The sequence below is a fragment of the Pseudomaricurvus alkylphenolicus genome, from assembly GCF_011683955.1.
GTDB classification, from domain to species: Bacteria; Pseudomonadota; Gammaproteobacteria; order Pseudomonadales; family Cellvibrionaceae; genus Pseudomaricurvus; species Pseudomaricurvus alkylphenolicus.
In genome coordinates this window covers 1-25720 of the sequence record NZ_JAAQPI010000015.1, presented here as the reverse complement: position 1 = coordinate 25720, position 25720 = coordinate 1, and the positions used below count along the sequence as shown (strand labels likewise).

The following is a 25720-nucleotide window of genomic DNA, read 5'->3' as shown; positions in this document are numbered from 1 at the left end:
GATGGGAAATTCCATCATTAAAATGAGAGTTGATATAACCAAAACGTCCCATCTACTCACAAATAGGTACGGTCGTTCTAACTAAAATATCTAAATACCCGGAAACACATCCTCCACGGCCTGAATTTCTCCACAAAGATCGGCACTGTACCCGGGCAGGTTATCAACGGCCTGGAGAAAATCCGGGCTCTGAATGGTGCCAATAAAGGCTTGCATGGCTGCCTGATTAAGGCTGCGTTGATGGCATAGCAGCAGATAGTGTTCCTCGGTCACCGCCACAAAGTCCAGATCAAACTGACGCGCGGCCGCCTCCACTCCGAAACCCACATCGGCCATGCCGGCGCCCACATAGGCCGCCACTGCGGAATGGGTAAATTCTTCGTCATCAAAACCTTGCACTTCTTTGTGGGCAATGCGGGCATTGTGCAGTAGCTGGTCAAGCAGCGATCTCGTGCCGGAATCCTTTTGGCGATTGACGAAGCGTATGTCGTCTCTTCGCAGATCGGCAATGCCACCAACACGTCGGGGGTTACCCCGTGCCACCATCAAACCCATGCGACGGGTGATAAAGCGAATAATCCGGTGAGCCCGGGGTTTCAGCAAACGGTCATAGACTTGCCGTTGCGAGCGTATGGGCACATCCACCGGTAGATGAAAGCCGGCAATGTCGCAGCTACCTCGGTTCAAAGAAGCCAGGGCGTCCAATGGACTCTTGTATTGCAGATCCAGTTGAAAGTTGTCGGTAAACTGCGGCAGCAGCGCAACCGCGTAACCATGGCTGGCGTGCATGCGCAGCAGCGGCGTAATGTCTTCCAGTGCCCGGTGGATCTCAACGTTCAGCTCGGAGGCCAGATTTTCCATCTGCGGCTGCAGCCGCGCCACCACCCGCTGCTCTGCCCACAACAGCTTCTCGCCCAGGGGCGTCAGGCGGGCGCCACGGCCTTTTTCCAGAGTGACCAGCTCGGTACCAAAAAAGGCCGCCCATTTGTTCAGCAGATTCCAGCCATGGCGATAGGAAATACCCGCCTGTTTGGCGGCGGCGGTGAGCTTGCCCTGCTCATGTATGGCTCCCAGGAGCACAAATAGCTGCCGATCCAGCTGCTGGCCGCTGTCGTCGCGAAACGACCAACTGGGCGAAATATGGATGCGTCGATCAGCCACGCCAGCTCTCCAGAACTTTATATGCACTAAAATTCATATTTTGCTCGCAGGGGGGTTCTGATAACTTGGACAGCAGTGATTAAGCCCTATAATTTTTAAATATGCAATCCAGTGCCTATTTGGATGATCAAAAGGCGGGATTACCAAGCAAAGAGAGAACCTTCATGAGCCAGTCGCACTGGAACCCCCAGCGGGTGCAGACCTTAATCGAGGGCGAGCGGCACCAGCCCGGTGCCTTGTTGCCTGTTCTGCACGCCATTCAGAACGATCTGGGCTATGTGCCGCCGGACAGCTTGCCGTTGATTGCGGAGGCATTGAACCTGTCCCGCGCTGAGGTCCATGGTGTGGTGAGCTTCTACCACCATTTTCGCGATACTCCACCGGGCCGCCATACGCTGGAAATCTGCCGCGCGGAATCCTGTCAGGCCATGGGTAGCCGACGCCTTGAAAACCATGCCCGACAGCGCCTGGGTGTTGGGTATCACCAGACCAGCCCAGATGGTGAAATCTCTCTTGAGCCTGTCTACTGCCTGGGCAATTGTGCCTGTTCGCCATCGGTTCGAATCGGGGACAAGGTCTATGGCGATATGGATTCCGATAAACTGGATCAGCTGATGGATGAGCTGACCACCCAAGCTGTGGAGGTGCGCTGAGATGACGGTACGAGTGTTTGTCCCCTTGGACACCAGCGCTTGCGCTCGAGGTGCCGAAGAACTGGCGCTGGCATTGCAAACCCGCTGTGGCGACGATATCGAACTGGTGCGCAATGGTTCACGCGGATTGTTCTGGCTGGAACCCATGGTCGAAGTGGAAACTACCCAGGGGCGTATTGCGTACGGACCGGTTAAGGTGGAAGATCTCGATGGCTTGCTCGAAGCCGGATTGCTGCAAGGTGGTGAACATCCCTTGCAGTTGGGTCTGACGGAAGAGATTCCCTATCTGAAACAGCAGCAGCGTTTAACCTTTGCCAGGGTTGGTGTCATCGATCCGGTATCAGTAGAGGACTACAAGGCCAACGGCGGTTTCGTCGGCCTGCAATCGGCTCTGGGCAAAACGGCACAACAGCTGGTGGATGAGGTCAAGGAATCCGGTTTGCGCGGACGAGGCGGTGCGGCTTTTCCCACCGGTATCAAATGGCAGACGGTCCTGGATGCCGACCCCGGCGACAAGGCGCAAAAGTATATTGTCTGTAATGCTGATGAAGGCGATTCGGGTACCTACGCCGATCGCATGTTAATGGAGGGTGATCCGCTGAGTCTGGTGGAGGGGATGGCCATCGCGGGACTGGCCGTGGGCGCCACACAGGGTTATATCTATCTGCGTGAGGAATACCCCCAGGCCCACAAAATACTCAATGCAGCCATTGCCGCCGCCGAGAAGGCCAATTACCTGGGCGACAATATCCAGGATTCCGGCAAGGCGTTTTATTTGGAAGTACGACTCGGCGCCAAAGCCTATATCTGTGGCGAGGAAACCTCCCTGCTGGAAAGTTTAGAAGGCAAGCGCGGCATGGTTCGGGCCAAGCCCCCTTTGCCCGCTATCGTCGGTTTGTTTGGTCAGCCCACGGTGGTCAACAATGTGATTTCCCTGGCCACGGTTCCCACCATCATCTCCAAAGGGCCGGAATTCTACCGCGACTACGGCATGGGCCGATCCCGCGGTACCTTGCCGTTCCAGCTCGCCGGCAATATCAAACAGGCGGGTCTGGTGGAGCTGGCCTTTGGCACCACGTTGCGACAACTGCTGTTCAATTTTGGCGACGGCACCCGCACCGGCAAACCCATGCGAGCGGTACAGGTGGGTGGCCCGCTCGGCGCCTACCTGCCGGAATCCCAATGGGACACGCCGTTGGATTACGAAGCGTTTATCGAACTTGATGCGGTGTTGGGCCACGGTGGTGTGGTTGCGTTTGATGACTCGGTGGACATGAGCGAACAGGCGCGTTTCTCCATGGAGTTCTGTGTGGAAGAATCCTGTGGTAAGTGCACGCCTTGTCGCATCGGATCGACTCGCGGCGTGGAGGTGATTGATCGTATTCGCCAGGGCGAAAACGCCGAAGACAACAAGGCACTGTTGCGAGATCTCTGCGACACCATGGTGCATGGCTCACTCTGTGCCATGGGGGGGATGACCCCCTTCCCGGTACTGAGTGCGCTTAACCATTTCAGTGAAGACTTTGAATCGAACCCAGGGGAGGCCAGCTGACATGTTGCAGTATTTTGATCCCAGCAAGGATATTGATCCCAATCGTGATTACGGTACCCCTTCCCCGGTCGCCGAATACAGCACCGAATACATTGATGCCAAGCCGGTGACCCTAAGCATCGACGGCCAATCCGTAACGGTTCCCGAGGGCACTTCGGTTATGCGCGCGGCGGCGCTGGCCGATATCAATATCCCCAAACTTTGCGCCAGCGACAATCTGGAGGCCTTTGGCTCCTGTCGTATCTGTCTGGTGGAAATCGAAGGCCGTCGCGGTTATCCCGCCTCTTGCACCACACCGGTGGAAGAGGGCATGGAGGTGAGAACCCAGAGCAATAAGCTGGGTGACCTGCGTCGTAATGTGATGGAGCTGTACATTTCCGATCACCCGTTGGATTGTCTGACCTGCCCCAGCAATGGCAACTGCGAATTGCAGGATATGGCGGGCAGCGTCGGTTTGCGCGAGGTGCGCTACGGCTTCGAAGGCGACAATCACCTCGACGCCGAGAAGGATACCTCAAACCCTTACTTTACCTTTGATCCCAGCAAGTGCATTGTCTGCTCCCGTTGTGTGCGTGCCTGTGAAGAAGTTCAGGGGACCTTTGCACTGACCATTGATGGGCGGGGTTTTGAGTCCAAGGTGGCAGCCGGTCAGGATCAGGCATTTATGGATTCCGACTGTGTGTCCTGCGGTGCCTGCGTGCAATCCTGCCCCACAGCCACGTTGATGGAAAACAGTATTGTTGAACAGGGACAACCGGACCGCAGTGTGGTGACCACCTGTGCCTACTGCGGAGTGGGGTGTGCGTTTAAGGCAGAGCTGAAAGGCGAAACCGTGGTCAATATGACGCCCTACAAAAGTGGCCCCGCCAACCGCGGTCATTCCTGTGTAAAGGGCCGTTTCGCTTTTGGATATGCCACACATAAAGATCGCATTACCACCCCGATGATCCGCGACAGCATTGATCAACCCTGGCGTGAAGTCAGTTGGGACGATGCGCTAAACTTTGCCGCACAAAAGATTCGAGCCATTCAGGATCAACACGGCCGTAACAGTGTCGGTGGTATTACCTCTTCACGTTGTACCAACGAAGAAACCTATCTGGTGCAAAAACTGGTGCGGGCCGCGTTTGGCAATAACAACGTGGACACCTGCGCACGGGTTTGCCATTCACCCACCGGTTATGGGTTAAAGACCACATTGGGCGAATCCGCTGGTACCCAGACCTTTGACTCGGTGGAGAAGTCCGACGTGGTGATGGTGATTGGTGCCAACCCCACTGATGGTCATCCCGTCTTTGGTTCCCGTCTGCGCAAGCGTTTGCGTGAAGGCGCGCAACTGATTGTGGTGGACCCGCGCCGCATTGATCTGGTGAAGAGCCCGCATATCGAGGCGTCTCATCACTTGCCATTGCGTCCCGGCACCAACGTTGCTTTTGTTAATGCTATGGCACATGTCATTGTGAGTGAGGGGCTCGAAGACAAAGGGTTTATCGCCGAGCGCTGCGAGCAACCGGCCTATGATCAATGGCGTGAATTTATCAGCGACGAGCGCCACTCGCCGGAAAGCACCGCCGACATCACCGGCATTGAGGCCGCCGAACTGCGTCAGGCAGCCCGCCTGTTTGCCACGGGCGGCAACGGCGCCATCTACTACGGACTGGGTGTGACCGAACATAGCCAGGGTTCCACCATGGTGATGGGTATTGCTAACCTGGCGATGTTAACCGGCAATATCGGTCGTGAGGGTGTGGGGGTTAATCCTCTGCGCGGGCAGAACAATGTACAGGGGTCCTGTGATATGGGCTCCTTCCCGCACGAACTGCCGGGTTATCGTCATGTTTCCGATGTGAGCGTGCGCAGTCAGTTTGAACAAGCCTGGGGCGTGACCATCGACAGTGAACCGGGGTACCGCATTACCAATATGCTGGATGAATCGGTTGCCGGCACCTACAAAGGCCTGTACTGCCAGGGTGAGGATATCGCCCAATCCGACCCCAACACCAAACACGTGGAAGCCGCGCTTCGCAATCTGGAATGCCTGATTGTTCAGGACATCTTCCTGAACGAAACCGCCAAGTTCGCTCATGTGTTTCTGCCCGGTTCGTCCTTCCTGGAGAAAGACGGCACCTTTACCAATGCCGAACGACGTATTTCGCCGGTGCGTAAAGTAATGGCGCCACTGGGTGGCAAGGCCGACTGGGAAGTGACCGTTGCTCTCTCCAAGGCCTTGGGTTATGAGATGGACTACAGCCATCCGTCAGAGATCATGGACGAGATCGCGCGCCTGACGCCCACCTTTGCCGGTGTCAGTTTCGAGCGGCTGGACCACGAAGGTTCGCTGCAGTGGCCCTGCAACGATGAGGCGCCACTGGGTACTCCGATTATGCACACAGAAGAGTTTGTGCGCGGTAAGGGCTTCTTCGCACCGACGGAGTATGTGGCCACCGATGAAAAAGTCACGCGTCGCTTCCCGCTGTTGTTAACAACGGGTCGAATCCTCAGCCAGTACAATGTCGGTGCCCAGACTCGTCGAACCGCCAATGTGGAATGGCATGCGGAGGATGTACTGGAGATCCACGCCCATGATGCAGAGGATCGCGGTATCAGCGATGGCGACTGGGTCACCATCGCCAGCCGTGCAGGGGACACACGACTGAAGGCAAAAATCAGCGAACGCATGCAGGCGGGTGTGGTTTACACCACCTTTCATCATCCCACCAGCGGCGCCAACGTGATCACCACCGACAATTCCGACTGGGCCACCAACTGCCCGGAGTACAAGGTGACGGCGGTGCAGGTTAATCGCGATACCGAGCAGGGGGATTCCCAGTGGCAGCAGCAACACAAGCAGTTTACCGAGCAACAGTTGGCGTTTGTGGAGCAGGCGAACTCGTAATGAGTGATTCCGACGCGCCGGTAAAAGCCGAACGAGAGGTTAGACATTGGCGAGGCGGTCAGGAGTTTGCCTCGCCGGATTGTCTCGCGGAAGAGGTGGCGGTGGCGCTGGTTTACAACGGTATCTCCCATGCCGTGATGATGGTAACGCCCGCGGATCTGGAGGACTTTGCTCTGGGTTTCAGTCTGACCGAAGGCATCATTGATCGACCTGATCAGATGTATGATGTCCAGATCGTGCGCCAACCGCTCGGTATGGAAGTGCAAATCGAGCTGGCCAGCGAATGCATGATGGGCCTGAAACAAAGGCGTCGGCAGTTAACCGGGCGCACCGGTTGCGGGCTTTGCGGTGCCGAGTCGCTGGAGATGGCAATGTCGGGTGTGGCTGCGGATTTAACGGTGCCTGCTCAGGCTGAGGTCAGCCACGAGGCGGTGCAACGGGCGTTGGATCAATTGGGGTCTCGCCAGCCGCTGCAGGAGTTGACCGGTGCGGTGCATGGCGCGGCCTGGTGTAATCTGGATGGTAACATTCAGTTGTTGCGAGAAGACGTGGGTCGGCACAATGCCCTGGACAAGTTGATTGGAGCGCGTCTTGCGCAGGGTGATCTGTCACCGGGTTTTGCCCTGGTGTCCAGTCGCGCCAGCTATGAGATGGTGAACAAGACGGCCAGGGCCGGCATTTCGATGTTGGTGGCAGTTTCAGCGGCCACCCGTTTGGCGGTGGACGTCGCCGAACAGACCGGCATCACTCTGGTGGGTTTTGGTCGGCCGGGGCGGCATTTGGTTTACAGCCATGCCCAACGTTTAAAAGACTAAAAAGATTAAGGTTGAGAGCAGAACACCATGGCAACAGACATTGACGAAGGTTTGCAGCACTTGATCAAGATGGCGAACCAGATTGCCGCCAATATGCCGGCCGTTGGGACGGAAGATGATATCGCCGAAAAAGTGGCGGACCATATCCGACGGTTCTGGGCGGCTGGGATGAAGCAGCAATTGTTGGCGCTGGACGATACCGAACTCCTAAATGACCGGGCAATCAAAGCCAGGCAGCTATTGAGGGGTTGAGTGGAATCACTCAACCCGCTGGCGCCGCTTGCTAAAACTGGAAATCCACTGACAGCGAGTAACTGCGTTGCGGAGTCGGAATTAACGATGATTGGAATCCGGAAGAACGCGTAGCCTCATAATCATTACCGGCATTGGCGGCTCTTTCTCCAGGGAGGAAGTACTCTTCGTTAAGAAGGTTATCCACGCGCACTGTTAATGCCATTCGCGGCAACTGGTACCTTAATGCCATATGGACAATGGTATAACTGTCCAGGTCCTGCCCCTGCGAGCGCAGACGGTTTCTGGAGTAAAGTTCAGTTTCACTGTGCCACTGTGCTCTCACATTCAGGTTCAAATCCCCAGGTAATGGAATATTCAATCCGAGATTGAGTTTATGGGGAGCGATATCACCGATATCGGTATCGCCCTCAAACCAGCCGCTGCTGATTTCGCCAGTGCCGGGGTCAACCCGATCGTATTGATAGCGAATGCTGCTGGTATTGTCGGTATAGGTGTAATAAATGTAACCCTCGATGGGTGCGGTCTCGAAGAGTACGTTTTCCATTGAGAAGGTGCCGTGGTATTCAAACCCGATGACTTCCCGCTCCCCGGCATTTTCCGCTTCCTCTTTGACAACGTTGCGGAATTCGGTGAAATAAAGAGAGAGCTCATGCAGCCAGTGACGTTCTTCCCGGATATACACCAGCTCATAGTTCTTTAAGGTTTCCGGCTCCAGATCGGGGTTGGCCCGGCGCCCGTTCCAGCCTCCGTAAAGTTGAAGGTTGGGCGGCTCCTGAAAGGCTTCTCCGTAGAGGAATTTAAGCCGGTTCTTGGCGTCGAGCCGATACACACCCGATGCTCTCGGGTTAACCGTGGAACCGAAATCACTGTTGTTGTCGTAGCGAACGCCACCGCTGAGTCGCCAGTTGCCTTTATCCCAGATGGCTTGAACAAATACCCCCCTGTCTATGGTGGTATTGCGGTTGACTCCTGGGATATGGCCGGAGGTTCCCTCTTGTACCTCCAGGTCTCCAGAGCGGGAATCGAAAACGCCGGCGCCAAAACCCAAAGGGCCGGGCGCTTCCTCCGCCGAAGAACAGAAGGAGTTGATCCAATAGCCACAGACGTCAAAGGCTTTGGTCAGGTCTTTGTGCTCATATTTGATGCCGCCATTGAAATGCCAGTATTGGTTCAGGCGAAAGCGATAATCCTGCTTGAAGAGCTTGGCGGTATTTCTGGTATCCCAGTCGGAATAACTAATATACGAGAATCGATTGTCATCGCCAGTGGGCACTGCCTCGGCCCATCTGCCATTGAGGCGGGAGGTGCGGTACGAGGCTATGGTGTCGATCTCTAGAGTGCCATTCTCCGAGGTGGGTGCCGAGCCCCGGTGTTCGATCACATATTCGGTACCGTACTTTCTCCAGAGATTGGCGGCCTGGGCCTTATCGGCGGCATTGGTAGGGCCATAACCTTCAGCAATTTTCCAGTTGATGTGACTGAATTTGAAATTGTCGAAACCGACTTCGAACACCAGGCCCTGATTATCTGCCGGATTGGCGTACTGATTGAGTTGATTTCCGTGCTCGGAGAGATCATTGATAGCGCCCCATATATCACGGTTGCCGTAGATGTCATCACTGATCCAACCGTAGGATCTGCCAAAGTCATCCAAGCCGGGTTCGTCACTCTTGTACACCTTGCCGGCAACCGAGTAGTACCAGCGGCCCGAGTGGCCCCGTGCATTGATGTCCAGAATGCGGGTATCCCAACTCCCATAGGATGCACGCATTTCCTGCTCGTGCACACCATCGTCCAGTTGGGAGCCATCCCGGGTGACAATGTTAATACTGCCCAGAAACGCATTAGGCCCGTAGATCACACTGTTGGGCCCGTACAGGACTTCTATCCGTTCAATGTTTGTCAGTGGCCATTGCCGTTCTGCGTAGGCGATATGGTCCCACAGGTGATTCTGAATTCTGCCGTTTACCATCAATAGGGTTCGAGACATAAATGGCGTTCGATAGCCTCGCTGATAGGCGAACAGATACCGGCTTCCATTTAATGCATAACTGTCAAATCCCGGCAAGTCGGCAAACACCTCATTGAGTGAGTGATAACCCCGTCTTCTGATTTCATTGGCGGAAATAGTGATGATGGAGGCAGGCGCATCGGCTTTGGATTCCTCAACCCCGGAGGCGGAAATCACGATGACCTTCAATAGGTCCTCAAGAGGCCATTGGTATATATCCGGGTTGTTGTTCTCCTGGGAAGCCGCTGGCGGTATCATCAGCGCGGCCGCCAGCAGGGGACTTGCAAGGGGTTTCATAAGAACCTTTTGCCGTCATTGACGGGGCCATCGAATTGTCAGTTAATCGAGTATAGCCTGTGATTTCGTCCACTACGGGTGCGGATTGCAGTATTTTTGTCCAATATCCGACGCATCAGCAAGCCCCATTATCGGGCGGAGTAACTGATCAGATTGTGAAACACCACGTCCTCGGCGGACTGATTGCGATAACCGTGATCCCGATCGGCAGCGAACCTCAATGCATCGCCTTTTTTCAGCGCTAACCACTCACCGTTTTCAAGCACTTCCATCGCGCCGGTCAGTACTACCAGATGTTCCGTGGTGCCGGGTTCGTGGGCGGCCGACAGGCGCTCATAACCCGGCGGCAGGGTCAGCTCAAACATCTCAAAGCCAAAGCGTTTATCGAAAGGGAAGAGGGTGGCCACCAGCATTTCGTCATCGGCAGGTTGCTGACGCAGCTCATCGCTGGAACGCAGGATGGTGCCTCGGTTTTCTACCGGGGTGGGTTCGATAAACACTGAAATCGAACGCTGAAAACCGCCGGCGATCTTCCACAGGGTGGCCATGGTGGGGCTGGACTCGCCCCGCTCGATCTGCCCCAGCATGGCTTTACTGACGCCGGTTTCCCTGGCGGCCCGATCCAGGCTCCAGCCCTGTTGTTGTCGTAATTGCCTTAATACCTGGGCGAGGTATTGCTGGGGGTCTTGCATCTGCTGCAGATTCCTGTCCGAAAAGGGCTTGTACGTTATAGCGCACGAGTGCTAGGCTTGTCCATAGTGTGCGCTATAGCGCACGAAAGCTTTTCAGGAGACCGGTATCGGAGATCGATATGAAATTCTCTCTCAGCCTTTCCCATGTGTCGGCGGGTTTTATTGCGGTACTGGTGGGCTACACCAGCTCCGCCGCGATTGTGTTTCAGGCGGCAACGGCTGCCGGGGCGACAGCGGCTGAGATCAGCTCCTGGCTGTGGGCCATCGGTATGGGTATGGGGCTCAGTACCATAGGTCTATCGCTCTATTACCGCATGCCGGTGCTGACGGCCTGGTCCACACCGGGTGCGGCGCTGTTGGTGACGGGGCTGTCCGGTATCACCTTGGCCGAGGCGGTGGGCGTATTTCTGTTCAGCTCTTTGCTGATTACATTGGTGGGGTTCAGCGGCGGCTTCGATAAAATCATGCGCTATGTACCTGCGCCTCTGGCGGCGGCGATGTTGGCGGGCGTGCTGTTTCAGTTTGGGCTCAATCTTTTTAACGTTGCCGGTACCCACTTAACGTTGGTATTGCTGATGTTAATGACCTACCTGGGGGCGAGGCGTTTGTTGCCCCGCTACGTGATTCCTTTGGCGCTGTTGGTGGGATTTGTGGTTGCGGGTCTGCAGGGGCAGCTACGATTCGAAAATTTCGAAGTGCAATGGTCCTCTCCGGTTTGGGTGACTCCGGAGTTTACTCTGCAAAGTCTGATCGGGGTGGGTATTCCCTTATTTATTGTCACCATGGCGTCGCAAAACCTTCCGGGTATTGCCGTGCTGCGTGCCAACGGTTACAAGGTGCCGGCCTCACCCTTGATCAGTACTACAGGTATTACCGGTTTGCTGTTGGCTCCGTTCGGAGGTTTTGCCTACAACCTGGCGGCCATTACCGCTGCCATTTGCATGGGCAAGGATGCAGGGCCTGATCCCGATAAACGCTATTGGGCCAGTGTGTCTGCCGGTTGTTTTTATCTACTGGCCGGAGTGTTCGGTGCGACGGTGGCGGGTCTGTTTGCGGCGTTTCCGGAAGCATTGGTGATGGCGATTGCGGGCTTGGCGTTACTGGGTACCATTGGCAATAGTCTGGCGGGTGCGCTCGCGGATGAGCACAGCCGCGAGGCTTCATTACTCACTTTCTTAATCACTGCCTCCGGAATTTCCCTGGTGGGTATTGGAAGTGCCTTCTGGGGAATTCTGGTGGGACTGGCGGCTTACTACCTGCTTTCAGATAAAAGAAAATCCAACGAGTCCGAGGTAGCCCGAGACTCCTCCAGGGCTTAACGCCCTTTCTTTAACGCTCGGGAATGGCATAGGCAATCACGTAACCGCCTTTGCCATCACGAATACTGGCTGAGTCCGTGTAGGTCCCTGTTTTGGGATCGCGCGGATAACGCCAGCTGGGATTGGGTATGGTCACAATCAAAAACTGCTTGCCGGACTGTTCCGACAGATAGGTCATGGGTGTGGATTGACTGCTGCCCGGCAGTTCCTGAGACCATTTAATTTCCCCGGTGCGCAGATCAAAAGCGCGCACGGTGCGGTCCATGGTCGAACTGACGAACGTCAACCCACCCCGTGTTGTCAAGGTACCTGCACGCACAGCCACTCCCACATCAAACGGCAAGCCGGATCTCAACCCGAAAGGACCGGAATCCTTCATGCTGCCCAAGGGGCGGCTCCAAAGCAATTCTCTGGTGTTCAGATCGATGACCGCAATTCGGGACCAGGGTGGCTCAAAGCAGGGAACTCCGGTGGGCAAGCGGGCCATAAACGGCTGCGGCATACCATAGTAACGGATGCGCGCATGATCGTAGGGATCATCGGCATTCGGTTCGCGGGCCTCCGGTATGGGCGCATCAGGATCCATTCTTACCGCGGGATGGTTTTTGCCCAACAAATAGCCGGCTATAGGCCCGGCCTTGGCTACCTGCTCGGGAGTGAACAGAATCAGTCGATGGGCCAGCAACATCGGGGCCGCGACTAACAGTCCGTTGTCTGCATCCACCGACACACTGCCCCAGTTAAAGCCACCAAAATTGCCCGGTGCTATCAGGGTTCCGCCCGCGGTGGGTGGTGTGTACATACCCTCATAGCGCAGCAACCGGTATTCAATGCGGCAGGCCAACTGATCCAGCGGTGTTAATCCCCACATGTCTTTTTCGTGCAGATAGGGGTGAAAGTTCGGCAATGCGGACACCGGTTGTGTGGGCGAGAGGTATTCGCCGTACTCCGGTGCCTGGGGAGCGGCGCGTTCTTGCATGGGGAAGACTTGAGTACCGTCGCGCCGGTCGAGCAGAAAGATATCACCCATCTTGGTTGGCACTGCAACGGCGGGGATGCGCTCGCCTTCACGATCTACATCGACCAGGACCGGTTGTGCAGGTAAATCATAGTCCCAAATATCGTGATGGACGGTTTGATATTTCCAGCGCGGTTCACCGCTTCCCGCGTCCAGCGCTACCACCGCCGAGGACCACTCGTCGTCGTAGGGCCGACGTTCACCACCGTAGTAATCCGGTGATGCGTTACCGGTGGGCGCGAAAATCAAATCCAACTCGGCGTCGTAACTCATGATCGACCAGACATTGGGTGTGCCCGGCGTGTAGGTTTCGCCCGGTTTCGGTTCGCCATAGTATCCAGGGTTGCCCAAGTCCCAGGCCCAGGCGAATGTACCGGTCAAGGCGTCGAACGCGCGCACCACACCGGAAGGCAACCCCAGATCCTGGGAATCCAAAACCAGTCCGCCCACCACCAGAACATCATCGGCTACCAGTGGTGGTGAGGTTACATAGTATTGATCGGGATAATGTTTGCTCAGTCCCTTGCGCAGATCCACCGAGCCCTCAAGGCCAAACTGCGTGCAACGTTCACCAGTCATCGCGTCCACGGCAATCAGCCGTGCATCCACCGTTGCGGTCACGATGCGTTTCGGGCATTGACCACTGTAACCTGCAGGGGCTTCATAGTAGCTGAGACCGCGGCAGGTTTTGGCGTATTGATGTTTGGCGGGGTGGACTACTTGCGGATCATGGCGCCAGACCTCTTTGCCGGATTCGCTGTCGACGGCCATCATCACATTGCCGGAAGCGCACAGGTACAACAGCCCGTTTACCTGCAGGGGCGTCATTTTAAAATCGTCGGAAACACCGGTGCGGTAGCGCCAGACTTCCTTCAGCTGACCTACAGTTTGGGTGTTAATCTGTTCAATTTCAGCAAAACGGGTTCCGCCGTCCGTATTGCCGTACTGGCGCCAGTCGGTAATTGGCATGCGCTCCGGTAAAGCGCGCTGAGTGCCCGAACTGTTTTTCTCGTAGGCGTGGCCGGCTGTAAGCAAGACTAAAGCGCATGCCAATAATGGCGCGCCGATCCAGGGCAAAGCGCGCAACCGAGGCGAGGGCGCACCGACTCTTAGGGATTGACGATACCAGGGTGTGAAAAACCACAGCCCCAATCCCATCCAAGTACCTAACCGAGGCAGTAGCGTTAATACATAGCCGTCCGCTTCGTATAGAGACCATACCAGGGTAACGCCCAGCAGCGAGCCATACATCGGCAGCGCGCGCGGGTCGCGACCTTTGACCATCCGCGCTGTGGCCAGCACGGCAATACCGGCGGTCACATAGTAGAAGCTGCCACCGATATAGACCAGATATCCGCCCAGCAGCGTCAGGTAAAGTCCAATAAAAGCGAGCAGTGAAAGAAAGATCCAGTGGGCGATTGGTGCGGCCATTACGTCTTAGGTACCGTTGTCAAGAAAGTTCTGAGAGGAGAAGGGGGCGTCATCCGAAATTTTCTGGAAGCCCAGCAAATTGCCGTCCGGATCGCGACCAAACAGAATTTCACCACCGTCCATAGGTTGGGTTTCCAGTACCAGTTTTCCGCCGGCCTTTAGTAAACGTTCACGGGCCGCACTCAGGTCAGCGACGTCAAAGACAATCATGTTGTAACCCAGGGCTTCCAGCGGCCGCGGCGACACAGGTGTCTCCACCGGGTGACTGTGGTATTGAATAATTTCCAGTTCCAGATTGCGCACCTGGAACCAGGCCATTTCAATTTTCGAACTCGGCAAACCGGAAATCTTGTCGAGTTTGTCTCCGGACAGCTTCAAGAGTTCGCCTGCGCGACGGGGTACTTCCTCTTGTAAAAGTACCGAATAAAAATCCACAGCCCGGTCGATATCCGGCGTAGCCAGGGAAACGTGACGAATACGGTATTGGTTCTTGGGTGGCGTCGGCAGATTAAGTGCGTCAATGTCCACATGCTCAATCTCGACAACGGCATTATCGTGATCGTGCGCGTAGGCATAGTACACCGGATTGCGTTTATTCAGCTGCACCATATCCCGATCGCCGATGGGCGTTGCACCGCCCTCAAGAAAGCGATCATAAGCTTTGGTTGCCTGCGCCACCTGATAGCATACGTGAGCAATACCTGGTCCGTTAACGCCGACCGGCTTGGTACTTAACGCTTGCGCAGGAGGGTTGTCAAACTGCATAAATTGCAATTGTGCATTGACGCTTTTCATCAGGCGGGTGGAGGCGCGGGTGCCTTCATGGCCGCTGAGCGCGTCGATCACTGCCGACTGCCGAAATTCCGCCTCTTGGACCCATTGCAGATCCACGGAGTTGTGATACAGGTCAGTTGACTGCTCCAGATTGCTCACTGATTTGCCGACGAAATTAACCCCCCTGACCACGGCATCGTCCGGTCGTCCCGACAGCTCGTTCTGGGTGCAGCCCCCTAAAAGCGTCAGGGACAAAATGACAATGGACAAATTGTGCATATTGGGTTTCCTTAGGGTTGTGCAGCGACATTTTGGGTCAGCTGACGCAGGGCAAATATATTGTTGTCCGGATCTTTGGCATAGACCTGCCAGACGCCATCCAACAGTACCGGCTGACTGAAGAACGCAACCCCTTCGGCCTTAAGTCGCTTGTATTCCTGTTGGATGTCACTGACCTCCAGCGAGAAGGAATATCCCAAAGAAGTGGCGGTACGCTCACTGGTAAACTCCGGCGTTTTGGGGTTTAGGTATTGCCAGAACTCCATGACCTTGGGGCCGGCCTCCATGCGAAACCAACCGGCTTTAACATGCATGTTATCGACGTCAGCCACTTCGTCGAATTTGGGTTTGTCTTTGTATTCACCCCTGCGATAGGGTTGGAATCCCATAACCATCTGGTAAAACGACATCAGACGTTCAATGTCGTGGGTCACCAGTGCAACCTGAGACATCCACATATCGAGCCCGGTATTGCGCCAGGAAATATCATAGCCTGACTGTTTCAGCAGCTGGTCATTCAGTTGTTCCATTTCGATCATATTGCCTTCGGGGTCGTATCCATAGGCATAGGTCACGCCGTAGCCGCCCAGATCTACCGGAGAGGATCCTCTGGAAAGCACTTCGAGACCAGCACTGACAAATTTATCAAAACCGGGGTCCTCAGCGGGTGACTGAAAGCAAGTGTGTGTCATGCCCGGTCCCTGGACCGGCATCTTGCGTGCCGGGAGATTCTGATTGTGCTCAAACTCGATCAGTTCGAACATCATATTGGGGGCTTTGATCACTGCGCGTTCGTATGCCAGATTATTGCCCCCGAACAACGTATCGGCGCTGCGGTTTGCCGATACCTTTTCGCGCTTGAGCAATTCAAATCCGGTTGCCTCCAGATAGAAAGCCAGGGTTTTATCCAGATGTTGCACCGACAGGCCAATATGGTGAATGCCCTGAACACTGGTGGTGGCATCCTTAATAGATGCCTTTTCATCGACTTCAATGGCTGTGGCACTGTTGGCTGCCAGAACCAATGCCGCTGCAGCAATCATTTTTTTATACAGGTTTTTCAACATGGGTCTCCTGTGTGTTTTATTGACCGTCAATAGAATACACCAACAGAACGTTGCCGGGGATCTCTCCCCACTTGTCGTATCCTGAGGTGATGAAAAGTTGGTTACCCGCGATAACGGGGCCGTCAGATTCTATGGCGCCACCTTTGGCGCTGATGCCATTTGCGGTGGCAAAGTATCGGTTGGTGTCACTTTCCCAAAGAATATTTCCGCTGTGGGCATCAAAAGCCCTCAGCATGCCGTCCAGCCCGCCCGCGTAGACCACGCCCGCACTGCTGCTGACGGCCGCGGACACACCGGAATAGCAAACAAAGGCAATGTCTTTTTTGCAAACATCAGGAAGCATACGTCGCCAATTGAAAGCACCGGTCAGCAGGTTCAGGCTGTTTATACCGGGACGTGCAGGGCCAACGGTATAGCTATTGTTGGTTTTTAAATCCGAAACCCCCACAAAGACATCGCTACCGTTGCTGCTCAGACCCCAGTGCACACCACCCATGGTGCCACCGCGACCGACGCGCCGCTTCCAAAGAATGCGGCCATTGGCATCGGCATCCAGCGCGTAGACCATGCCGGATTTCTGTCCGATCACGATCACGTCTTTGCTGCGTCCTTCATGTTTGTTCGAGGTTACCAGCATGGCGGAGGTGCCAATATCAAAGTCCGGTCCGTCCTCATCCGGGCAATTGGCGGTTTTGCGCACACAGGCACCGTTCCAGGCGTCGTTGGTGGTAACTTGTGTGCTCCAGCGAATGGCACCGGTATTGGCGTCCAAGGCGATCACGGCATCGCTGGTGTTGGTGGCCGGTGAGGAATAATTCTGTCCGGTAGTCACGTAGATGAGGTTACGCTTTGCGTCCACTGTGGGGCTGGACCAAATGGGCGCACCGGAAGGTCCATAGAGTTGTACACCCGCCGAACTCTTTTTGGTGGGACGGGGTTTGTCGGTGGTGTTCGTCTGCCAGATAATGGCGCCGGTGTTGCGATCGATAGCGACCAGTGCTCCCCGGAACGAGCAGCAGCTGTAATCAGGTCTGGCCGCAGCAATTACCTCCGAGGAGGAAACAGGTACATAGGCTGTGTTGTTATAGACAGCCAGCGAACCGGTAATGCTGGCCATCGGGTGAGCGTGGGCTTTGACTTTCCACAGGAGCGAACCGCTGGCGATATCCACCGCGTAGGCATTGGCCTTAAAGTCACCGAAAATCAATGTGGCGGGTTTGCCCGTTTCATCGCGAGTGATCTGAATGGCGCCACGAACCTCGGATTCAGCACGGAAGGCCCAGTGAATACAGCCGGTCTGAGTATCCAGCGCGTAAACAGTACCATCCTGGCTGCCCACATACGTCATCTCCGGTGTGACAACCGGTTGTGCCCGAGCGCGGGTAGCATTGGGAAATCCAAAGGCCCATTTCAGCTTCAGATTGGCAACATTGGTTGTGGCAATACCTTGATGGTCGCTGGCATGGCGAAGATTTCTTGAATCGCCGCCCCAGCCATTCCACAGGATGTCGCTTGGGTGCTTCGGCGTCGCAACACCCTTGGCCGAACACATGGATTGACTGAGATCGGTCTTTTTTTCGCTGACCGTTTTTCCCGTCAGAAACAGGGCAACGTCAAGCTTGTCTTTGCGGCTTAGCGGAATCCCCTGGGTGCTCATCACGCCGTCTTCCAGGGCTGCGACAATTCGGCCCGGCGGGTACAATTTCAGTGCCTCAACTCTGGGGGCTTCCGGCGATGCTCCCCTATGACATGCCGCGCAATAGATGTTGAACTGTGCTTGCCCATTGGCAATGGCCTGTGTATCGGCCGAGCCGGAAACGGACTGGCCGAAAAGTGCGATGGCAGCAAGAAGCGAAGTGCGGGCCCAGATAGTCATAAAGTACCGTGCAAAAAAGGACCGGCCTAAGCCGGTCAACACATCGATAGAGAGAGCGAAAATGGATTCAGAGTTGTTAATTTAATCCCAGTGGTAAGTGAACTCGACACCATAGGTGCGGGGGTCGAGCAGTTTGAGGGTTCTGGGTAGTCCCACCAAATAGTTATCGGCGTTGGCACCGGTAATGCTGTCGTCATCGGCGGCATTCTTAACAAAGGCTTCCACATCCCATTTGCCACTCTGGTCGTGCAGGGAGACATAGAGATCCACACGGTCCCAGGACTCATATTCGAAGTTATCGAACTCGCGGCTCTTGTAGTCACTCTGCCAATAGTAGTCCACGCGGTAGCGGACATCCATCTGGTCGCCCAACTGGTGGGTGTATTGCAGGCCGAGACTGAATTGAGACGACGGAGCGTAGGGCAGATCGTTGCCGGCAACGTCTTCACGGGCAAACTGGATCTCGCCGAACTCACCGCGAATCGGCGCGCCGGTGGCCGGATCCACCACATAACCGCGGGAGGTGTTGGGCAGCGCCTCAGAGGAGATAATCTCGGTATCCAGGAAGCTGGCGTTGGCATTCAGCATCAGGTTTTCGGTGATCAGGAATACCGTTTCCAGCTCCAGACCTTTGACTTCCACCTCGTCAATATTGAAGTTAACACCGGTACCTTCGATCAGGCCGCCCACCTGGAAGTTGGTGTAGTCGTAGAAGAACGCGGCGGCATTAATCTGCACCCTGTGGTCCAGCAGCTGGTTCTTGGTGCCAAACTCAATAGAGTCAACGTATTCGGGATCAAAGTCAGGAATAGAGGGGTTGCCCGGGTTCAGGCCTCCACCTTTATAACCACGGGAGAGCGTACCGTAGAGAATCGTCTCGTCGGTAAAGGGCAATTCGGCCTGCCAATTGAGGTTGATTTTTCCGGTCACTTCTTCCCAGGTGGCGTCGGCCTCATTGAAGTTGGTGACTTCACCAATGGAGTTTACGCCCGCCTCTGAACGTTTCTTGTCCTTGGTGTGGCGCAGGCCGGTGGTCAAGGTCAGGGAATCGGTGATGTTGTAATAGGTTTCCCCAAAAACCGCCAGCGACTCACTTTTGAAATCCACTTCATTGGTAAAACCGCCGAACCCCAGAACAGAGTTGGTTAAATCGGGAGACCAGGTGCCCCCCCAGAAGTGGTAATCGCTCTTGGTGTAGGCGATGCCCGCCAGAAAATTAAAGTCGCCATCGTAACTGGAGGCGATACGAAACTCCTGAGAGAAATCATCGCTGTTACGAATATTGCGTTGCGTCGGTGCGTAATCATCGCGTGTTTGCAGCTCGCCATCGTACAGATACGTCAGCTGCCCACCGGGAGAAAAGAAAGTGTCATTATAGGCGTTTGGCGCCGCAGCCAGGTCAAAGTCCCTCAATTGATCGTTCTTGACCTTCACAAAAGAGGTGGCAGAGGTCAGGCTCAGATCATCGGTCAGGTCGATGTTGATTTCCAGCGCGGCAAAGGATTCCTCCCGGTCCAGCGTGGGGTCGGTATCCATGCTGACCTTGCGGTAATCATTCGGGTTCGGATGAGCTCCATAGCGATTGGGTTTAAGAATGCCCAGTGGAAAAAGCACCACATTGCTGACGCCGGCGCTAAAGTCGGCCGGGTAACCAATTTCATCCGTCGTATCTGCCGCACACCCGTAAGTGTTATCGGGTTTACAGGCGATCTTCATAGTGTCGAGACGGCTGCTCTCTTCGTTGTAGTACTGCAGGGTCAGAGTGGCGTCGGCACCATCGCCAAATTCAAAACGGGTGGTGCTGCGAATGGAAAATTCGTCGCGGCCGTCGACATCATTGCCGGTAAATTCGTTATGGGTGTAACCGTCGCGGTTTACCGTATTGAAGGCGAAACGCTGGAAAATCGAATCGGTAATCGGCAGATTCAATGCACCTTTGGTACGAACGGATCCAAAATTGGCCACCTGAGCTGTCAGGTCGAGACTGAATTCTTCACTGGGTTTGGCGGAAATATAGTTAATTACCCCACCCGTGGTATTGCGCCCGAACAGAGTACCCTGGGGGCCGCGCAGAACTTCCACCCGTTCCAGATCGTAAATCTCGCCGCTCGGGGCAATGGGCATACTGTTAAAGGAAGTGCTTACGGCGGGATCCGCCCCGCCTCCCAGCACGCTGGTGCCGACACCACGGAGGGTCAGATTGCGGTTGCTGCCCACCATCAGATTGGGTACGGCAAATTGCAGGTCCAGGGTGTCTTCCACATTGGAGCGTTCCAGCATTCCCGCGTCCATGGCGGTCACTGCAATGGCGGTATCCTGCAGGCTGGCTTCACGCTTTTCAGCGGTAACCACAATTTCCTCGAGCATAAAGTCAGAAGCGCTGTTTTGGGCCTGCGCGGTTGCGGGTAACGCGGCGGCCAAAAGGGTGAGTGCAAGGTTATTTTTATAGTAGGGCATTGGTGTCTCCTCGTTCTCTGGCAAGGGGGGGGCGTTGTTTTTTATTAAGTTAGATCCTTAATTGAGCGTGGTCAACACTTTATTGTAAATATTTTTAATAGTGGCCTGCCCGTTCTGCCGGAAGTTCCTTATTTCTATACAAAAATCCAACATCCAGCTTTCTGTGACTGATGGGCCGGGAGGGGCATGGCGACTGTTGTGCCGTTTATAATGTGTTATTAAGCCTGTGAATAATGGGTAAATACAAAGAGCTTGCGGTTTTTTGCCGTGTTTGGTTGACGCTCTCGAAAATGCCCGCTACGCTATTGTAAAAATATTCAATAAAGGTTCGTTTAAGACTATGAGAAACGTTCCTTATAGCCAATTTGAATAGAGGTAATTGTCCCGACAGCGAGATATTTTGGCGGATTCTGCCGATTTTTAACGCCTTTAATGGACATGAGTTCAATTTCGTAGATGAGGAGATCCTTGAATGTTTGATTTAACCGGTCATGTGGCATTGATTACCGGAGGCAATGGCGGATTGGGTCTGGCGTTTGCCCGAGGTTTGGTGAAGAGTGGCGCCAGCGTCGCTGTTTGGGGGCGCAATCCCGAAAAGAATGGGGGTGCGATTTCCGAATTGCGAGACCTCGGCGGTGATGTTGAGGCCTTTCAGGTGGATGTGACAGACTCGACGCAGATCAATACCGCCTTTGAAGCGACGATCGAGCGCTTTGGCAAGGTCGACGTCTGCTTCGCCAATGCCGGAGGGCCGGGCTTTCGGGGTTATCTGCATCAGACATCCGAACAGGACTGGCAGAGTGCCATCGACCTTAACATCAATGCCGTAGTGAATACCTTCAAACCTGTAATCGCCCGCTTGGTGGAGACCCAATCCCCTGGCAAACTGATCGTAACCTCCTCGGCGGCGGCGCTGATGGGTACCGGCTTTTCTGCGGGCTATGCAACAACCAAGGCTGCCGTGGTCGGCTTGGCCCGTTCACTGGCGGTAGAACTGGGTGGTCACGGTATTCAGGCCAACGCGCTGTTGCCCGGTTATGTGGAAACCGAATTCGTGCTGGAAACGTCTCAGGCGTTTAAAGATGCTGCACGCCGCCGTTCTTGCCTGCCGCGTCGTGCCCAGGCGGAGGATATGGAAGGCGTGGCTGTGTTCCTGGCGTCGCGCCACAGTGACTTTATGACCGGACATGCCCTGGTGATGGATGGCGGTCACACGGTTCACCCACTATAAGGCGGAAAATGAACGTTATCAGGAAAGTTGGTTGGCTGTGGATCAGTTGGATCTCGGCGGTTTCAATGCAGGTATCTGTACAGGCGGCGACCATGGAATCCACTGCCGTGCGGCACTACAACGACTTCGGCAAAACCAAAATGACCGAGGGCTTTGTCGAGGTCGGTAGTGCCAGGCTCCATTACGTCTCCGCCGGTAAGGGACCGCTTGTGATTATGTACCACGGCTTTCCTTCTTTCTGGTATGCGTGGAAGCATCAAATTCGGGCGTTGTCGGTGCATTATCAAGTGGTGGCGCTCGACGGGCTTGGGACCAACCTCTCTGACCGACCCGATAATGCCAATGCCTATGATATTGCGAGGTTGGCGAGCGACCTGGACACCGTGGCCCGGCACTTCTCCGGCGATGATCCGTTTATCTTGATTGGGCACGATTGGGGCGGGGCGCTGTCCTGGGCGTTTGCGCAACGCTACCCGGCCAGAGTCAGCAAACTGGTTGTGTTGAGTGCGCCGCCCTACAACCTGTTTCTTGATCTGCTTCAGAGCAATCCACACCAGCAGCGTGCCTCCACCTACATGGAGCGTCTAAAAAGCTCGCTGGGAGAAAAGGTACTCTCCGCGGCTGATGCCTATCTGATGTGGAAACTGGCCTACGGAAAATTGGTGGATCAAGGTTATCTTACCGAGGCGGAAGGAGAATTGTTCCGAGAGGCCCTGGCTCAACCGGGTGCGTTAAAAGGCGGTATTAACTGGTATCGGGCCAATGCACCCTCGCCGCAAGAGGTGACCGAGGATGACTTTTGGCCTTCCCGGTACGCCAAGGTTTCCAGCCCCAGTCTGCTGATTTGGGGGCAGCAGGACAAGACCTTTGTGCCTGAGTTTATCGAGCGTCTCGGCGATTATGTGCCGGACCTGAATATCGAAGTCATCCCCCAGGCCGGTCACTGGCCGGCGCTCTCACATCCACAGGTGGTCAACCGTCGCATTCTTGGATTCCTGTGCGGAACCGACTGCTAGAGCAGTGTGATACCATGCATTTGATGATTGGTACTAAGTGATCGACAGCTTATGGAAAGCGTAAAGAAAACCCGTACGCGGCTCTCACCGGAAGCGCGTATATCGGAAATCCTCGACCACACGGCGGTAATCGTCTCCTCGGAAGGGGTGGCCGCAGTGAGTATGGAAAAAATCGGCAAGGCCGCGGGCATCAGTAAATCGCTGGTGTATTCCTATTTTCCCAGCATTACGGATCTGCTGAAAAAGCTGCTGCATCGGGAGTTAAAAGAGCTGCGCGCTAAACAGACTGAGGCGGCGGAAAATGCGGATACCTTCGAGCAGCTGGTGCGGGCCGTCACGAGAGTCTACCTGTTGCACATCGAAGAGCGCGGCCTGATCATCTACCGCCTGCTGTCAGAGCCCAGCGTTGCCGAGGGGGCCGGCCCAACACATTATGGACGCGAGGCCGCCGTGCACTACCTGGCGGAGATTGTGCACAAGGTGTTTGACCTGCCCATGCATATCGCCATTGCGGCGACTGACATCTCATTCGGGCTGCCCGATGCCGCCGGTCATTTCCTGGACCGCAAAAAGGCCGATCGCCAAATGATTGAGGATTTGACGGTGTCCATGATTATCGGCAGCGTCAAGATGGTCAAAGAGAACTACGACGTCATGTTTAAGCCGATCCGGTAAGGTGGAGTCTGGACTTCCATTCGGTCTAACCCATTTGGACCATCCGTTACAGCTGCTGCCAGGGTTACAGTATCCAACGGGGTCTCCCCGAGACTTGCCGGTCTGGTTCAGCGACCTTCAGTAGTACCTGCCTCTCCTCCCAAATGCAGTACCGGGCGGGTGAGGGCGCTGGGCCGGAACGGTGAATCCCCGACCGTACCAAGTTGATACTGAGAAGGACACAGCATGACCACAGAAGCTAAAGTTGCCGCCGTAGATGCCTATCTGGCCGCCCTAAATGCCGGAGACCTGGAGGCCGTGATGAACCTCTACGCCGAGGACGCTACGCTGGAAGACCCAGTGGGCAGTGATATTAAAGTTGGCAAAGCGGCGATACGTGAATTCTACACTGGCGCTACCAGTATGAAGCTGCAGGCGGAACGTTTGGGGGACGCTCGCTGTGCGGGCTCTGAAGTGGCTTTCCCATTTGCAGTTACCACAACCATGGACGGCACTACCTCCACCATCCAGGTCATTGACGTCTTTAAATTCAATGATGAGGACAAGATCATTTCCATGAGAGCCTTTTGGGGCCCGGAAAATGTGATGGTCTGATTTACCGGGCCTGCGCCTGGAATACCTCCGAATCCGGGTAAAACGCTATCCAGGCGAACCAGTACGCGGTCAGGGAGGGCAGGGCCCGCCCCTCGCCGTCGGTAATGCGGGCGCTTTGTGCGCTCTTGTTAAAATGCAGCACAAACACCTGCCCGCCGACCTGTGACTTTAAGGCTTGTTGGCGATTCCCCAGCGCAACCCCGGCAAAATGCTTCTCCAGTTCAGAGAAGGGATAAACACGCTGCTCTCCACCAAAGCTCACACCGATCACTTTTTCTTTTGGGTGATAGCGCCCGTCGCGATTGGCCACTGGAAAATAGAGGCTGGAAGATTGGCTGTAACCCTCATAAGGTGTGCGACTGTAGTCGCGGCTGTGGCCGGTCTGGAAAGACAGTACCAAAGAATCCGGATAACGACGTCGCCACTCGCCCCAACGCGTGTGTTCCAGTGGCAATTGCTCTAAAGCCGAACCCTTGAGCGGGCCATTCACCGCCTTACCCAGAATCTGAGACCAGAGGGATTGAGTCTGCCGATCATACATCAATACATCGCTGTTATAGAGCAATCCCGAGACACCGAAGTTGTATACCCGAGAGTCAATTTCACGCCGAAACGCCATACCGGTTCCACACAGGGGGCAGTAGCTGATCAATACCGCTTCATCACCGACCCGGTCGTTGACCAGCTCGTGGTAGTTAAGGATGCGAATAGGGTAAGCCCGGGCCTGGCCGTTATGGACCAATCCCAGGACTTTGTCTGCGTCCCTTAGCTCTGCGGCCTTATTCGCAGCATCAAAGCTTGGAGAGTCCAGCGCGGGTATACCGTCTTTCGGGGGGCCGCCATGGAAGATCTGGTCGGCCGGAATCAGGGGCTGGGAGAGTTCAAAGCCATTCAGCGGTTGCTGGGACAGGCTGCCTTGCTGAACCAAAAACACAATGGCAAGCAGGACGACCGGGTAAATAAACCAGCGGGATGAGAGCTTCATAATGATTATCTCAGGAATGGTGCTGTTTATTTTTTGACCGCCTTTATGCCTCCAAGTGCCGGGAAAATGCTCAGTATCCTGCCTGGTGTGTGGGGACTCGGATCGACTCTTCCTAGAGGCTGATCAAAAAAGCATCGGTAAGTGACGGATCTATAAAGGATTCTTCTAAAATGGTGGTTGACGGGTCGGCTGCCGCTGTTATAATTCGCGTCCTGTTTCGGGCTCAGGCCCGTGCTGATTTACCCTTTCGATGGAGTGAGAGGCTACCGCAAAAAGGATTATCCCTCTGTGCCGGAGTGGTGAAATTGGTAGACACGTCGGATTCAAAACAAACTGTGTTTTTCCGAAGTGAAGGCAAAAAATTGTTGGTTTTCAGTAACTTAATTTTTTAAAGATTACGGATAATCAAAGTATACGAAAGTATACGGTTTACCCTTTCGATGGAGTGAGAGGCTACCGCAAAAAGGAATATTCCCTCTGTGCCGGAGTGGTGAAATTGGTAGACACGTCGGATTCAAAATCCGATGCTAGCGATAGCGTGCCGGTTCAAGTCCGGCCTCCGGTACCATCACCCTTTTCGGCTAAATCTCTACTTCTCGCAAAGCCCCATTTCACGCGGGTTTCAGCGTAATTTTGGCGTTTCAAAAAACCCAGCTTCCCACTAAA

At 55.0% G+C, this 25720-nt stretch carries 19 protein-coding genes and 1 tRNA gene; 11 read left to right on the top strand and 9 right to left on the bottom strand.

Going from position 1 to position 25720, the window contains the following annotated elements:
* Nucleotides 1-90: 90 nt before the first annotated feature.
* On the bottom strand, nt 91-1161 hold the full coding sequence (locus tag HBA55_RS28370; protein WP_166998469.1) for a substrate-binding domain-containing protein: 1071 nt from the start codon (nt 1159-1161) through the stop codon (nt 91-93).
* A gap of 164 nt (nt 1162-1325) precedes the next feature.
* On the opposite strand from HBA55_RS28370, the gene HBA55_RS28365 reads away from it, so the two are divergent.
* The 5 genes from HBA55_RS28365 to HBA55_RS28345 are packed head-to-tail and all read left to right on the top strand — an operon-like array spanning nt 1326 to nt 7329.
* Nucleotides 1326-1814 (top strand): formate dehydrogenase subunit gamma, encoded by a 489-nt coding sequence (locus HBA55_RS28365; RefSeq protein ID WP_166998467.1) that lies wholly within the window; start codon nt 1326-1328, stop codon nt 1812-1814.
* A 1-nt stretch (nt 1815) separates the two neighbouring features.
* Nucleotides 1816-3366 (top strand): formate dehydrogenase beta subunit, encoded by a 1551-nt coding sequence (locus tag HBA55_RS28360; RefSeq protein WP_166998465.1) that lies wholly within the window; start codon nt 1816-1818, stop codon nt 3364-3366.
* Nucleotide 3367: 1 nt separating this feature from the next.
* Entirely contained in the window at nt 3368-6262 is a 2895-nt protein-coding gene (fdhF, locus tag HBA55_RS28355; RefSeq protein ID WP_166998463.1) for a formate dehydrogenase subunit alpha, read from the top strand.
* On the top strand, nt 6262-7077 hold the full coding sequence (gene fdhD / locus HBA55_RS28350; protein WP_166998461.1) for a formate dehydrogenase accessory sulfurtransferase FdhD: 816 nt from the start codon (nt 6262-6264) through the stop codon (nt 7075-7077). Before fdhF ends, fdhD begins: the two co-directional genes overlap by 1 nt.
* A 27-nt stretch (nt 7078-7104) precedes the next feature.
* Complete coding sequence (locus HBA55_RS28345) at nt 7105-7329, top strand: formate dehydrogenase subunit delta (RefSeq protein WP_166998459.1); 225 nt, start codon at nt 7105-7107, stop codon at nt 7327-7329.
* Nucleotides 7330-7360: 31 nt separating this feature from the next.
* Here HBA55_RS28345 and HBA55_RS28340 read toward each other — a convergent pair whose 3' ends face one another.
* Nucleotides 7361-9640 (bottom strand): TonB-dependent receptor plug domain-containing protein, encoded by a 2280-nt coding sequence (locus tag HBA55_RS28340; protein ID WP_166998457.1) that lies wholly within the window; start codon nt 9638-9640, stop codon nt 7361-7363.
* Between the two features lie 128 nt (nt 9641-9768).
* Nucleotides 9769-10332, bottom strand: a complete 564-nt coding sequence (locus tag HBA55_RS28335; RefSeq protein WP_166998455.1) for a helix-turn-helix domain-containing protein — start codon at nt 10330-10332, stop codon at nt 9769-9771.
* 119 nt (nt 10333-10451) lie between these two features.
* Between HBA55_RS28335 and HBA55_RS28330 the strand changes: the two genes are divergently transcribed.
* On the top strand, nt 10452-11651 hold the full coding sequence (locus HBA55_RS28330) for a benzoate/H(+) symporter BenE family transporter (protein WP_166998453.1): 1200 nt from the start codon (nt 10452-10454) through the stop codon (nt 11649-11651).
* Between the two features lie 10 nt (nt 11652-11661).
* On the opposite strand, the gene HBA55_RS28325 is transcribed toward HBA55_RS28330, so the two are convergent.
* The 5 genes from HBA55_RS28325 to HBA55_RS28305 form a co-directional block, all read right to left on the bottom strand.
* Entirely contained in the window at nt 11662-14100 is a 2439-nt protein-coding gene (locus tag HBA55_RS28325) for an outer membrane protein assembly factor BamB family protein (RefSeq protein ID WP_166998451.1), read from the bottom strand.
* 6 nt (nt 14101-14106) lie between these two features.
* On the bottom strand, nt 14107-15153 hold the full coding sequence (locus HBA55_RS28320; RefSeq protein WP_166998449.1) for a VOC family protein: 1047 nt from the start codon (nt 15151-15153) through the stop codon (nt 14107-14109).
* An 11-nt stretch (nt 15154-15164) separates the two neighbouring features.
* The gene (locus HBA55_RS28315; protein WP_166998447.1) at nt 15165-16220 is read right to left on the bottom strand and encodes a VOC family protein; all 1056 of its coding nucleotides are present in this window, start codon (nt 16218-16220) and stop codon (nt 15165-15167) included.
* Between the two features lie 16 nt (nt 16221-16236).
* Nucleotides 16237-18096, bottom strand: a complete 1860-nt coding sequence (locus HBA55_RS28310; RefSeq protein ID WP_166998445.1) for an outer membrane protein assembly factor BamB family protein — start codon at nt 18094-18096, stop codon at nt 16237-16239.
* A gap of 81 nt (nt 18097-18177) precedes the next feature.
* A complete protein-coding gene (locus HBA55_RS28305; protein WP_166998443.1) occupies nt 18178-20553 on the bottom strand; it encodes a TonB-dependent receptor in 2376 nt (791 codons plus the stop codon).
* 472 nt (nt 20554-21025) lie between these two features.
* Here HBA55_RS28305 and HBA55_RS28300 point away from each other — a divergent pair, with 472 nt between their 5' ends.
* The 4 genes from HBA55_RS28300 to HBA55_RS28285 all read left to right on the top strand — a co-directional run bounded on the left by HBA55_RS28300 (nt 21026) and on the right by HBA55_RS28285 (nt 24069).
* A complete protein-coding gene (locus HBA55_RS28300; RefSeq protein WP_166998440.1) occupies nt 21026-21784 on the top strand; it encodes an SDR family NAD(P)-dependent oxidoreductase in 759 nt (252 codons plus the stop codon).
* A 65-nt stretch (nt 21785-21849) separates the two neighbouring features.
* Nucleotides 21850-22800: an alpha/beta fold hydrolase gene (locus HBA55_RS28295; RefSeq protein WP_166998438.1), complete on the top strand. Its 951-nt coding sequence runs from the start codon at nt 21850-21852 to the stop codon at nt 22798-22800.
* Between the two features lie 51 nt (nt 22801-22851).
* Entirely contained in the window at nt 22852-23475 is a 624-nt protein-coding gene (locus HBA55_RS28290; protein ID WP_166998436.1) for a TetR/AcrR family transcriptional regulator, read from the top strand.
* A 225-nt stretch (nt 23476-23700) separates the two neighbouring features.
* Nucleotides 23701-24069, top strand: a complete 369-nt coding sequence (locus tag HBA55_RS28285) for a nuclear transport factor 2 family protein (protein WP_166998434.1) — start codon at nt 23701-23703, stop codon at nt 24067-24069.
* A gap of 1 nt (nt 24070) precedes the next feature.
* On the opposite strand, the gene HBA55_RS28280 is transcribed toward HBA55_RS28285, so the two are convergent.
* Nucleotides 24071-25054, bottom strand: coding sequence for a DUF3179 domain-containing protein (locus HBA55_RS28280; RefSeq protein ID WP_166998432.1), 984 nt, complete (start codon nt 25052-25054; stop codon nt 24071-24073).
* A 481-nt stretch (nt 25055-25535) separates the two neighbouring features.
* On the opposite strand from HBA55_RS28280, the gene HBA55_RS28275 reads away from it, so the two are divergent.
* Nucleotides 25536-25622: transfer RNA gene (locus HBA55_RS28275), tRNA-Leu, on the top strand.
* Nucleotides 25623-25720: the final 98 nt, after the last annotated feature.

Coding starts and splice junctions, on each gene's coding strand:
- HBA55_RS28365 (WP_166998467.1), top strand. CDS start 1,326: ATGAGCCAGTCGCACTGGAACCCCCAGCGGGTGCAGACCTTAATCGAG.
- HBA55_RS28360 (WP_166998465.1), top strand. CDS start 1,816: ATGACGGTACGAGTGTTTGTCCCCTTGGACACCAGCGCTTGCGCTCGA.
- fdhF (WP_166998463.1), top strand. CDS start 3,368: ATGTTGCAGTATTTTGATCCCAGCAAGGATATTGATCCCAATCGTGAT.
- fdhD (WP_166998461.1), top strand. CDS start 6,262: ATGAGTGATTCCGACGCGCCGGTAAAAGCCGAACGAGAGGTTAGACAT.
- HBA55_RS28345 (WP_166998459.1), top strand. CDS start 7,105: ATGGCAACAGACATTGACGAAGGTTTGCAGCACTTGATCAAGATGGCG.
- HBA55_RS28340 (WP_166998457.1), bottom strand. CDS start 9,640: ATGAAACCCCTTGCAAGTCCCCTGCTGGCGGCCGCGCTGATGATACCG.
- HBA55_RS28335 (WP_166998455.1), bottom strand. CDS start 10,332: ATGCAAGACCCCCAGCAATACCTCGCCCAGGTATTAAGGCAATTACGA.
- HBA55_RS28330 (WP_166998453.1), top strand. CDS start 10,452: ATGAAATTCTCTCTCAGCCTTTCCCATGTGTCGGCGGGTTTTATTGCG.
- HBA55_RS28325 (WP_166998451.1), bottom strand. CDS start 14,100: ATGGCCGCACCAATCGCCCACTGGATCTTTCTTTCACTGCTCGCTTTT.
- HBA55_RS28320 (WP_166998449.1), bottom strand. CDS start 15,153: ATGCACAATTTGTCCATTGTCATTTTGTCCCTGACGCTTTTAGGGGGC.
- HBA55_RS28315 (WP_166998447.1), bottom strand. CDS start 16,220: ATGTTGAAAAACCTGTATAAAAAAATGATTGCTGCAGCGGCATTGGTT.
- HBA55_RS28310 (WP_166998445.1), bottom strand. CDS start 18,096: ATGACTATCTGGGCCCGCACTTCGCTTCTTGCTGCCATCGCACTTTTC.
- HBA55_RS28305 (WP_166998443.1), bottom strand. CDS start 20,553: ATGCCCTACTATAAAAATAACCTTGCACTCACCCTTTTGGCCGCCGCG.
- HBA55_RS28300 (WP_166998440.1), top strand. CDS start 21,026: ATGTTTGATTTAACCGGTCATGTGGCATTGATTACCGGAGGCAATGGC.
- HBA55_RS28295 (WP_166998438.1), top strand. CDS start 21,850: ATGCAGGTATCTGTACAGGCGGCGACCATGGAATCCACTGCCGTGCGG.
- HBA55_RS28290 (WP_166998436.1), top strand. CDS start 22,852: ATGGAAAGCGTAAAGAAAACCCGTACGCGGCTCTCACCGGAAGCGCGT.
- HBA55_RS28285 (WP_166998434.1), top strand. CDS start 23,701: ATGACCACAGAAGCTAAAGTTGCCGCCGTAGATGCCTATCTGGCCGCC.
- HBA55_RS28280 (WP_166998432.1), bottom strand. CDS start 25,054: ATGAAGCTCTCATCCCGCTGGTTTATTTACCCGGTCGTCCTGCTTGCC.